Source organism: Staphylococcus sp. Y174-1 (assembly GCF_049897865.1).
Taxonomy (GTDB): Bacteria; Bacillota; Bacilli; order Staphylococcales; family Staphylococcaceae; genus Staphylococcus; species Staphylococcus saprophyticus.
In genome coordinates this window covers 1,078,245-1,089,853 of the sequence record NZ_JAFCXB010000001.1, presented here as the reverse complement: position 1 = coordinate 1,089,853, position 11,609 = coordinate 1,078,245, and the positions used below count along the sequence as shown (strand labels likewise).

The window sequence follows — 11,609 nt, the reverse complement described above, 5'->3', positions numbered from 1 at the left end:
ATTAAGTTTTGAAATTTCTGTAAATTCAAGGAGGACCGATACAACAATGAAGAAACAAATAGACCAATTATCAGCATATGAACCTGGGTTATCACCTAGAGCATTAAAAGAAAATTATGGTATTAAAGGCGAATTACATAAATTAGCATCGAATGAGAATTTATATGGTCCGTCACCAAAAGTTAAAGAAGCAATTCAAGCACATTTAGATGAATTGCAATATTATCCAGAAACAGGTTCTCCATTAATCAAAGAGGCAATTAGCAAACATTTAAATATAGACCCAGCACGCATTTTATTTGGTGCAGGTTTAGATGAAGTCATTTTAATGATTTCGAGAGCAGTATTGACGCCTGGTGATAAAATTGTGACGAGCGAGATGACGTTTGGCCAATATTATCATAACGCAATTGTAGAATCTGCAAATGTGGTGCAAGTTCCATTACAAAACGGTGAATTTGATTTGGATGGCATCTTATCAGAAATAGATAATGATACTAAACTGGTATGGTTATGTAATCCAAATAATCCGACTGGTAGATATTTTACACATGATGCGCTTCGCAATTTCTTGGAACGTGTACCAAGTCATATTCCAGTGATTGTAGATGAAGCATACGTAGAATTCGCTACAGCCAAAGATTTTCCAGATACTTTAGCTTTACAACAAGAATTTGAAAACGCATTTTTATTGCGTACATTTTCAAAAGCATATGGCTTAGCAGGCATGCGTATTGGTTATGTAATTGCAGCAAAAGAAGCCATTGAAAAGTATAATATCATACGTCCACCATTTAACGTAGGACGTTTATCTGAATATGCTGCATTAGCTGCGTTGGAAGATCAAGAATACTTAGCTTCTATCCGTGAACGTAATGCAGAGGAAAGAGAAAAATTCTTTGAATTATCACAAAGTGATCACTTTTACCCAAGCCAAACTAATTTTGTCTTTGTTAAGACGGACAAACCACATGAATTATATGAAGCATTACTCAATGTGGGATGCATAACAAGAGAATTTCCGAATGGCGTAAGAATTACGATCGGTTTCCCAGAACAAAATGCAAAAATGCGTGAAGTATTAGCGCAGTTTACTTTATAAAAGGTGTATGAACGAAACGTTCTACGTTACTAAATGTGTAATTTTATTGCAATTTTGGTTTCGTTGAACGTTTTTGCTATACTTAAATAAATATTAACTATTAGATTTAGCCTGTATGACGATGTATCGTGTGCTATTTATTTTAGATTATGAATTGAAAAGGGAGTAGAGTGAGACATGACAAAAAAGAAGATTGCGATTGATATGGACGAAGTGCTTGCAGATACTGTAGGTGCATTGATTGAAGATGTCAATCAACGTACAGACTTAGGGATTACGATTGATATGTTAGATGGCATTAAGTTGAGACATGCCATGCCAGAGCATGATGGTTTGTTAACTGAAATTTTAAGGGAGCCTGGTTTTTTTAAGAAATTAAAAGTGATGTCAGATGCGCAAGATGTTGTTAAAAAATTAACAGAACACTATGATGTGTTTATCGCAACTGCAGCAATGGACGTTCCAACGTCATTTCATGATAAATACGCGTGGTTAAGAGAGTACTTCCCATTCTTAGATCCACAGCATTTTGTATTTTGTGGTAGAAAAGATATTGTATATGCAGATTATTTAATTGATGATAACCCAAGACAACTAAGTATTTTCAAGGGTACACCAATTATATATACGGCTACACATAATATTAATGATGATAGATTTACACGTGTTAATAACTGGAAAGAGGTAGAACAATATTTCCTAGGTGATAGTGCATATCATATCTAAACATTGTCATAAAATTGGGTAGAGACATAAATCATTTAGAAAAATAAAAAACGGTAATTTCTATTTTAATTCAATAGAAATTACCGTTTTATTTATTGCTATGAAATTGATCCATTATTTATAAGTTAGAGATGAATGTAAGTGAATTCATCTCATATCACTATATCATTTATTCACTTTCTGGTTGGTTCGTTGCTTGTGCTTCAGGCAATGTCAAGATTTGAATAGCATTTGGGATAACTTCAATTTCTAAAGGTGTTTTTAGATTAATTTCTCCATCAATATCCACCTTCATTTGTGGATCTGTTTCAATCGTTATTTTTTTTGCCGGTAAATGTTTAATGCCTTCTGTCATTTTGTTCCAATTCATGCTATCACGTTGTTTAAATACATCATTTAAAACACTTGAACTTTGTTCTTTGAAGATGAACGTATTTAAATAACCATCATTAGGTGATAAATCGGTTAATGGAATACGACTTCCACCTATAAAAGGTCCATTGGCTACGACGAGCATTGAAGTATTACCGTCTACGGTTTGATCATCAACTGAAATTTTATAATCAAAATGCTCTGGATTAAGTAACGTTTTAACTGTAGAACCTACATAACTTAACTTACCAAAGATATCTTTATTACCATTTTGTACATTTTCAGCATTTTGAACAATTAATCCAAGTCCAACAAAGTTGAGTGCATATTCATCATTGATCTTCATGACATCGTGAGGTCTTAATTCCGCATTCATCAGTTGTTGGCTGGCCATTTTATGACGTGGATTAAGATTTAAAGTTTTTACAAAATCATTAAATGTGCCTCCTGGAATGATACCAATAGGAAGATCTAATTCACTCTTCATAATGCCATTAACTAACTCATTGACCGTACCATCGCCGCCTAAAATAAAGATAATATCAACATCATCACTGTAACGTTTATCTTTAATTTTTTGGCAGAAGGTAATAATATCTCCTTCATTTTCACTGAGTTGTATTGATAAATGTTTACAAAATGTAGTTAAGGATGTTGCGACATCTCCTAGACCTCTATAGATGTCTTTAATCCCGGTATGTTCATGGTAAAATAATACGCCATGTTTAAATTGTTTTTTAGTCAAGGTGCTCACCATATTTCTTTGATTTTAGATTTATATCTATATCAGTATACCCGTTTTTAGTTAAAAATATGTTTAATGTCGTATATATGTATGTAGGGATTCATGTATTAATCAAGTTTATCTGCGAATTGTATTTGAGTATGGTGATAAAAATTTCCATATATGGGGCCGCAAATCAGCCATTCAATAAAAAATATCTCTATATAAGTGTCACATAGAGGTGAAAAGGGGCTTTCTTACTTTAATCTATGTTGTATCAATGGTTGATACCTAGGATCATTGTATGCGTGAGAGATTTCAAGCTCGAGCCATAAACCATAGACCAATAAGGACATTCAAAATCGTAAAACTTTAAAAAAAGAGGACTCATCCATTTATGGAAGTCCTCTTTTTGAGCATGGGTACGTATGACCCAGATGTTTTTAAAATGAAAATCATCAGAATAAATAGTTTTTTGAAATTGTAGAAACTATTTAATACCGCGCATGCCTTTTACAATTTTTGGTATGAAAGCAAGAATAACAAGGCTGACTACGATTGCAATACCACCTAAAAGTAGGAAGTAATTTTTATGGCCAAGAGGTTCAATCAATTTAACTAAGGTACCGTTAATTGCTTGCGCACATGCATTCGTTAATAACCATAAACTCATCATTTGTGTGTTAAATGCTTTTGGTGCTAATTTAACTGCTGCACTGTTACCTGTAGGAGATAAACATAATTCACCAATAACACAAATAATGTAGGAAAGAATAACCCAGTTAACACTTAAATTATTACCAGATGTGTGACCAATTAAACCAATCATAATGTAAGAAGCACCAGCTAGTGACGCACCGAGTACAAATTTAGTTGCTAAGCTTGGTTGGCGTCGTGCCATTTTCGCCCATATCAGTGAGATAACAGGTGCTAATAGCACGATGAATAATGGGTTAATGGATTGGAATAGTGCTGGACCGAAGTCTGTTTTCCAACCAAAGAGGTTTAATTTCATATCACTACTTTCAAACGCAAATAGGTTAAGCACGTTAGCACCTTGTTCTTGAATAGACCAGAATACGACACCTAAAAGGAACAATGGTATAAATGAAATGACACGTGAGCGCTCATCATCGGTAACGTCTTTACTGCGTATCATAATGGTGAAGTAGATAATTGGTAATGCGACACCAAGTATCAATACAGTTGTACTAACGATATTAAATGATAATGTACCAGTTAATCCTGTAATAACAAGCACTGCAGCAATAATTAAAATAGCCACGATAAATATCAATGCATATTTTTTCTTTTCGCTTTGGTTTAATGGATTCGTTGGTTTTGTACCTACATTACCGATATTTTTCTTGTTAAATATCATGTACCAAGCTAAACCAAGCGCCATACCTACGGCTGCAATTAAGAAACCAGCATGGAAATTACCAGTATTTACGAATTGATTTAGAATCAATGGTGAAATAAGTCCACCTAGATTGACAGACATATAGAAAATAACAAAGCCTGCATCAATACGTGTATCATTTTCTGGGTATAATCGACCAACGATATTAGAAATACTTGGTTTCATTAAACCAGATCCAACGATAATGAAGAACATTGAGATAAATAATCCGACAATATCTAATGGTAAACTTAAGAAAATATGCCCGATAATAATGAGTACACCACCATAGAAAGTAGCAGCACGTGTACCCGTAATTCTATCCGAAACCCAACCACCAAGTACCGATGTCATATATATTAGTGCACCGTAAACAGCCATAACTGACTGTGCGGTACCTTTATCCATACCTAGTCCGCCATCTTTTATAGCGAAATACATATAAAAGATAAGTAAAGCGCGCATACCATAGTAGCTAAATCTTTCCCAAAATTCTACAAAGAATAGCACCCCTAGTCCTTTAGGATGTCCAAAAAATCCTTTTTGAGGAATTGATTCTACTGCTGAGTCTTGCGCTATGTATTTGTCTTGCATAAAACATTCCCGTCCTTTCTTACTCCCAATAAAAATATATAAAAAAGATTTTACGCTTTATTAAATTAAATTGCAATAATATTCTAAAAATAAGAATATTGAGAATGTTCTGTTATTTTATGCAATCAATTTTATGCCATTTAATTTCCTCATTTAAATGATGATAATTAGATGTAATTATAAAATGAATAATATATAGCTTGCTTTGCATCAGTAATGAATGTGAAGAGGGGTATGTTTGTACTCAATGTCCTTATAATAAAAAACTATTAGGAAATAAAAAAACTGCTCATCCAGCTTTATAAGCTTGGATGAGCAATATTAATTCATTTAAAATCATAAGTTGATATTAAATAGTAATATGAACGATTAGTAAACGCCTTTCATGGCACGTTTTACTTTAGGTGAAATGATTAATAGAAGTATACCGATAACGACTGCAAATAAACCTGAATACATAAAATAGTCACTTTGATTTATTTTTGTATAGACAACAACAAGTTGTGCGTTAAGTCCTTGTGCAGTAGCATTACTTAACATCCACAAACTCATCATACGTGCTGTAAATGTCACAGGTGCTAATTTAGTCGTTGTAGACAAACCAACAGGTGATATACAAAGTTCACCAATTGTAATTAATAAGAAACTGAGTACAAGCCATAATGGATTTATTAATTCAACGCCTGTAGCTAAAGGAATAATCATAACTAAGTAAGACAAACCAGCAACGATTACACCGATAGCAAATTTATAAACGGTAGGTGGATTGTGTTTACCTAATTTCATCCAAAGTGTTGCAAATATTGGTGCAAGTACCACGATAAAGATTGGGTTGAGTGACTGTGCCCAAGCTGATGGTATCGAAAAGTCAATTAAACCATTTGTAAGCACTGACATTTCTAATTGTGTCTTTTTATCTGCGAATGTTGCTAAAATCGTTGAGCCTTGTTCTTGAATCATCCAAAAGGCAACAGATGTGATATATAAAGGTATGTAACTGTAAACACGTGAACGTTCATCTTTCGTTACATCTTTACTCGCAATCATATTAATAAAGATGTAAATCGGTAATACGATACCTAAAATAGTAATTAAGAAACTGAAATTTTCTAAAGTTAAAGCATTATTTAATTGCAGGATAAGTAAGTAAATTAAGAATAATAGAATGATACCACCAGATATCAAACCGAATTTTTTAAGTTCAGGCTTAGTTAGTGGATTAGGAACATTACGACCAGCTAATCCTAAGTTTTTCTTACGTTTAATTGCGTAAACGACTAAACCACAGAACATGCCAATTGCAGCAGCTAAGAAGCCAGCATGGAAACTAATTCTAGTTTGTAAGTAACCCGTTAATAACGGTGCAGTCAAACTACCTAAGTTAATACCCATGTAAAATAATGTGAATGCAGCATCACGACGGACATCGTTACGATCATATAATTCACCAACGGTCGTTGAGATATTAGGTTTTAATAACCCCGTACCAGCAATAATGACTGCGAGTGCTACCATGACTAATGTTAAGTTATTTGGTAGTGAAAGTAAGATATGACCTATCATAATCAAGAAGCCACCATAAAAGACGGCATTCTGGGTGCCGGTAATCCTGTCGGCAATCCAACCACCGATGACACCTGACATGTAGATTAATGTACCGTAGATAGCAACAATTTGCATTGCAACGGCTTGACTTAGACCGAAACCACCCTCAGCAACACTATAGTAAAGATAGTATATGAGTATCGCTTTCATACCATAGTAACTGAACCTCTCCCAAAATTCAGTGAAGAATAATGTACTTAGTCCTTTTGGATGGCCGAAGAAACCGGTTCTTGGAGTACTTTCCATAATTTCTTCGTGTGTATAATTAATTTTTTTCATAATTTCCCTCCCCCTAAATGGTTGGATTTATTTTATACTTTTTTAATAAAAATGACAAGTGTATATCTCAATAGTGCAAAATTAAGTTTGAAATCAATTTAATAAAAAATGAAATAATATAAAAATAAACTACCGGCAAGATACTTTAAGATCTTGTGGGTAGTTATTATAATGAAGAAAAATTAACGATTATCGATTTTTTCAGGGTAAAGATCATGATTCATTAAACGATGTTCTGCCATTTTTTCATATTTAGAATCTGGACGGCCATAATTGGTATATGGATCAATTGAGATGCCACCACGTGGTGTGAACTTGCCCCAAACTTCAATATAATGAGGGTCCATGAGTTCGATTAAATCATTCATTATGATGTTCATGCAGTCTTCGTGGAAATCACCGTGATTTCTAAAACTAAATAAATAAAGTTTTAAAGATTTTGATTCAACCATTTTGATATTTGGAATATAAGAAATATAAATTGTAGCGAAATCTGGTTGACCAGTAATAGGGCAGAGTGATGTGAACTCAGGGCAATTGAATTTAACAAAATAATCGCGTCCCTGATGCTTATTATCAAACGACTCTAAAACGTCAGGTCTATAATCAAAATCGTATTTGTTATTTTGATTACCGAGTAATGTAATATCTTCTAATTCTTCTTTATTACGTCCTTCTGTCATGGTAAAGCACTCCTTATGTTTTTGGTTTTTGTTCTTCTTTTTGAATTGATAGCGGTTGGCGTCTTGCTTTTTCAAACATGTAGTAGCTTGAAGCTATGATAATGACATAACCCAAGATTGCATAGAAATCTGGTGATTCTCCGAATAATATAAAACCGAAGAATGCAGTAAATATAATCGATGCATAAGTGAATATCGAAATGTCTTTAGCTGGAGCGTAACTATAGGCTAGTGTAATACCAATTTGACCAGCAGCTGCTGCGAGCCCAGCTCCAATTAAATAAATAACCTGCATCATACTCATGGGTTCGAATGTGAAGATCGTAAATGGAATCAATACTACAATAGAAAAGAATGAAAAATAAAATACAATTGTATAGGGTGCTTCGCGAGTGCTCAATGCACGTACACACGTATATGCACTTGCAGCAAAAATACCAGAGAATAAACCGCCAATAGCAGGAATCATAGAGGATGAGAATTCTGGTTTAACCACGAATAACATACCGAATATTGCAATGACCATCGCTATAATTTGATAGTTACGAACTTTTTCATTTAGAAATATCAAACTCAGCAAAATAGTCCAAAAAGGATTGAGTTTCATTAGCGTATCAGCGTCACTTAATATCATATGGTCTATCGCATAGATATTTAATAAAACACCGATTAGACCTAAAGTCGAACGTGAAATTAAAAGTGGCTGACTGCTAAGTTTACCAAATAGGGGTTGCTTATATTTATAAATGAAATATAAAGGGATAAACATAGCTACTAAATTTCGAGCGAGTGACTTTTGAAACACCGGCAAATCACCAGCTAATCTGAAGAAAACAGACATAAAGCTAAAGCCAATTGCTGAAACTAGGATAGCAATGATTCCTTTAACTTTAGGATTCATATGTATCGCCTCGATTATTTTAATTTTTAACGTATTCATATTAGCATAATTATATAGATTATGTATATATACTTGAAAGTAAAAGGGAAATGATATAACATAAAAATACGAACAAACGTTCTGTATTGGTTCAATGAAATTCAAGACATATTTCAAAGTATTTTATTGCTTAGATAATTTCAATTGTGAGCAATTTAGCATTAGATGATAAGCTGAGTGACGCTATATCAATAGTTACAAGGTTTTAGAAAAAAGCAACTAAAATAGCTTTAAATTCCGAAAAAAATTTTTTATAAATAGAAAAGTACGAGTTAACGTTGAATTGGTGCCATTTCTGTTTCGAATTCAAACTTTTGTCAAAAACAAAGCCCTTTAAATAACTTTCTGAGTTATGTATAATGAAACACATAATATAGTATTTGTGACCAGGACAAAACACAATATATTGTGTTTTGGGACGTAGTCAATTTATTTATAATAAATCAAATTTTAAGTAAAATCACACTATTTTGGACGTTTAATCATGACAAATCAAGCATTAATGCTTAATTATTGAGTTTTTACATAATCACATATAGTTAAAAGAAATCACTATATATTGTGGTTACCCAATATGTGCGCTACGGTTACTTATAATACATTTAAAATATAAATACGATGAAAGTACTATTTAATAACGTCAAAGTGAACTTAATAACATACTAGTATTAGAAAGAAGGTGATCCAATGAAGGTTGTTTATTTTTCATTCTCTGGTAATGTACGTAGATTTATTAAAAAAGCAGAAATTACTAACACTATGGAAATTACTCAAAATAATTGTACTGAGAAGATTGAAGAACCATTCATCTTGGTCACTGGAACGATAGGTTTTGGAGAAGTACCACAACCAGTTCAGTCATTTTTAGATATAAATCATGATTTACTAAGAGGCGTTGCAGCTAGTGGAAACCGCAATTGGGGACAAAACTTTGCGAAAGCTGGACGATTTATCGCGGAAAAATATCAAGTTCCTTTACTAATGAAATTTGAAGTTCAAGGTACACAAAATGATATTAGCGAATTTAAAGATAAGGTGGGACAGTTCAATGAAGATTATGGACGAGAAGAAATACAATCATATTGAGTTAAATAACGAAGTAACGAAACGTAAAGATAATGGCTTTTTTAATTTAGAAAAAGATCAAGAGGCGCTTGAAGTTTATTTAGAAGAAATTCAGGATAAAACAATTTATTTCGACACTGAAATTGAGCGTTTGCGCTATCTCGTTGACAATGACTTTTATTTTGATTTGTTTGCAAAATATTCAGAAGCTGATCTACAAGAAATTACAGATTATGCTAAAAGTATTCCGTTTAAATTTGCAAGTTACATGTCAGCAAGTAAATTCTTTAAAGATTACGCACTTAAAACAAACGATAAAAGTCAATATCTAGAAGATTATAAGCAACACGTAGCGATTGTTGCACTTTATTTAGCTAATGGCCATAAAGCGACTGCCAAACAATTTATTTCAGCAATGGTGGAACAACGATATCAACCAGCGACACCAACATTCTTAAATGCTGGCCGTGCACGTCGTGGAGAATTAGTATCTTGTTTCTTACTAGAAGCGGATGATAGTTTAAACTCTATTAATTTTATTGATTCAACTGCAAAGCAATTAAGTAAAATTGGGGGCGGCGTAGCCATTAATCTTTCTAAACTACGTGCGCGTGGAGAAGCAATCAAAGGAATTAAAGGTGTAGCGAAAGGTGTGCTACCTGTTGCAAAATCTCTTGAAGGCGGCTTTAGTTATGCAGATCAATTAGGTCAAAGACCTGGTGCAGGTGCTGTTTATTTAAATATTTTTCATTATGATGTGGAAGAGTTTTTAGATACGAAAAAAGTGAACGCCGATGAAGATTTACGTTTATCAACGATTTCAACTGGTTTAATTGTGCCATCTAAATTCTTTGATTTAGCAAAAGAAGGAAAAGATTTCCATATGTTTGCACCGCATACCATTTATAAAGAATACGGTGTAACGTTAGATGACATTAATTTAGATGAATACTATGATGAACTTGTTGCAAATCCTAATATTGATAAAAAGAAAAAAGATGCACGTGAAATGTTAAATACGATTGCACAAACACAATTGCAATCTGGTTATCCTTATTTAATGTTCAAAGATAATGCAAATAAGGTACATGCTAACTCAGACATTGGCCAAATTAAAATGAGTAATTTATGTACTGAAATTTTCCAATTACAAGAAACGTCTATCATTAACGATTACGGTACAGAAGATGAAATTAAACGTGACATTTCATGTAACCTTGGTTCTTTAAACATCGTTAATGTTATGGAATCAGGCAAGTTTAAAGATTCAGTTCATACAGGTATGGATGCATTGACAGTAGTGAGTGATGAAGCAGATATTCAAAATGCGCCAGGCGTTAGGAAAGCCAATAGAGAGTTACATTCTGTAGGTTTAGGTGTAATGAATTTACACGGTTATCTAGCTAAAAATAAAATTGGTTATGAATCAGAAGAAGCTAAAGACTTTGCCAATATTTTCTTTATGATGTTGAATTATTATTCTATAGAACGCTCTATGGAAATCGCTAAAGAAAGACAAGAAGTATACAAAGATTTTGAACAATCAGACTATGCTAATGGTAAGTATTTTGAATTTTACACTTCACAAACATTTGAACCTAAATATGAAAAAGTACGCAAATTATTTGATGGTTTAGAAATTCCGACACCAGAAGATTGGAAAGCACTGCAAGAGCAAGTGGAAACAAACGGTCTTTTCCATGCATATCGCTTAGCGATTGCACCGACACAAAGTATTTCATATGTCCAAAATGCTACGAGTTCTGTAATGCCAATCGTTGATCAAATCGAACGTCGTACGTATGGTAATGCGGAAACATTCTATCCAATGCCATTCCTATCACCAGAAACAATGTGGTATTACAAGTCAGCATTTAATACGGATCAAATGAAATTAATTGATTTAATCTCAACGATTCAAACGCATATTGACCAGGGTATCTCTACAATTCTTTATGTTAATTCTGAAATTTCTACGCGTGAATTATCAAGATTATATGTATATGCGCATCATAAAGGTCTAAAATCTTTATACTATACACGTAATAAATTATTAAGTGTAGAAGAGTGTACAAGTTGTTCAATTTAATAAATGAAATGTAAACGTGCAAAGTGAA

Annotated in this window: 9 protein-coding genes; 4 read left to right on the top strand and 5 right to left on the bottom strand. The window is 33.1% G+C overall.

The features are described 5' to 3' along the window. Positions 1-46 precede the first annotated feature (46 nt). Positions 47-1,102: a histidinol-phosphate transaminase gene (gene hisC / locus ACP7BT_RS05485; protein ID WP_041079716.1), complete on the top strand. Its 1,056-nt coding sequence runs from the start codon at positions 47-49 to the stop codon at positions 1,100-1,102. 177 nt (positions 1,103-1,279) lie between these two features. Further along, positions 1,280-1,828, top strand: a complete 549-nt coding sequence (locus tag ACP7BT_RS05480; protein ID WP_210124671.1) for a 5' nucleotidase, NT5C type — start codon at positions 1,280-1,282, stop codon at positions 1,826-1,828. A 169-nt stretch (positions 1,829-1,997) separates the two neighbouring features. On the opposite strand, the gene ACP7BT_RS05475 is transcribed toward ACP7BT_RS05480, so the two are convergent. From ACP7BT_RS05475 to ACP7BT_RS05455, 5 genes are all read right to left on the bottom strand, one after another. Further along, entirely contained in the window at positions 1,998-2,957 is a 960-nt protein-coding gene (locus ACP7BT_RS05475; protein WP_426303747.1) for a diacylglycerol/lipid kinase family protein, read from the bottom strand. 457 nt (positions 2,958-3,414) lie between these two features. After that, positions 3,415-4,920 carry a peptide MFS transporter gene (locus ACP7BT_RS05470; protein WP_002483934.1) on the bottom strand — a complete coding sequence of 502 codons (1,506 nt, stop codon included), beginning with the start codon at positions 4,918-4,920 and terminating at the stop codon, positions 3,415-3,417. 369 nt (positions 4,921-5,289) lie between these two features. Beyond that, entirely contained in the window at positions 5,290-6,804 is a 1,515-nt protein-coding gene (locus ACP7BT_RS05465) for a peptide MFS transporter (protein WP_011303650.1), read from the bottom strand. Between the two features lie 182 nt (positions 6,805-6,986). After that, complete coding sequence (gene queF / locus ACP7BT_RS05460; protein ID WP_002483932.1) at positions 6,987-7,487, bottom strand: preQ(1) synthase; 501 nt, start codon at positions 7,485-7,487, stop codon at positions 6,987-6,989. A 13-nt stretch (positions 7,488-7,500) separates the two neighbouring features. Beyond that, positions 7,501-8,388, bottom strand: coding sequence for a DMT family transporter (locus ACP7BT_RS05455; protein ID WP_011303649.1), 888 nt, complete (start codon positions 8,386-8,388; stop codon positions 7,501-7,503). Between the two features lie 726 nt (positions 8,389-9,114). Here ACP7BT_RS05455 and nrdI point away from each other — a divergent pair. Together nrdI and nrdE are read left to right on the top strand one after the other, a co-directional pair. After that, positions 9,115-9,513, top strand: coding sequence for a class Ib ribonucleoside-diphosphate reductase assembly flavoprotein NrdI (nrdI, locus tag ACP7BT_RS05450; protein WP_069821751.1), 399 nt, complete (start codon positions 9,115-9,117; stop codon positions 9,511-9,513). Continuing rightward, on the top strand, positions 9,476-11,581 hold the full coding sequence (gene nrdE, locus ACP7BT_RS05445; RefSeq protein WP_037538966.1) for a class 1b ribonucleoside-diphosphate reductase subunit alpha: 2,106 nt from the start codon (positions 9,476-9,478) through the stop codon (positions 11,579-11,581). Before nrdI ends, nrdE begins: the two co-directional genes overlap by 38 nt. Positions 11,582-11,609: the final 28 nt, after the last annotated feature.

Excerpts from the sequence above, each read along its gene's own strand:
- ACP7BT_RS05475 (WP_426303747.1), bottom strand. The coding sequence starts at position 2,957 with ATGGTGAGCACCTTGACTAAAAAACAATTTAAACATGGCGTATTATTT.
- ACP7BT_RS05455 (WP_011303649.1), bottom strand. The coding sequence starts at position 8,388 with ATGAATCCTAAAGTTAAAGGAATCATTGCTATCCTAGTTTCAGCAATT.
- hisC (WP_041079716.1), top strand. The coding sequence starts at position 47 with ATGAAGAAACAAATAGACCAATTATCAGCATATGAACCTGGGTTATCA.
- nrdE (WP_037538966.1), top strand. The coding sequence starts at position 9,476 with ATGAAGATTATGGACGAGAAGAAATACAATCATATTGAGTTAAATAAC.
- ACP7BT_RS05465 (WP_011303650.1), bottom strand. The coding sequence starts at position 6,804 with ATGAAAAAAATTAATTATACACACGAAGAAATTATGGAAAGTACTCCA.
- queF (WP_002483932.1), bottom strand. The coding sequence starts at position 7,487 with ATGACAGAAGGACGTAATAAAGAAGAATTAGAAGATATTACATTACTC.
- nrdI (WP_069821751.1), top strand. The coding sequence starts at position 9,115 with ATGAAGGTTGTTTATTTTTCATTCTCTGGTAATGTACGTAGATTTATT.
- ACP7BT_RS05470 (WP_002483934.1), bottom strand. The coding sequence starts at position 4,920 with ATGCAAGACAAATACATAGCGCAAGACTCAGCAGTAGAATCAATTCCT.
- ACP7BT_RS05480 (WP_210124671.1), top strand. The coding sequence starts at position 1,280 with ATGACAAAAAAGAAGATTGCGATTGATATGGACGAAGTGCTTGCAGAT.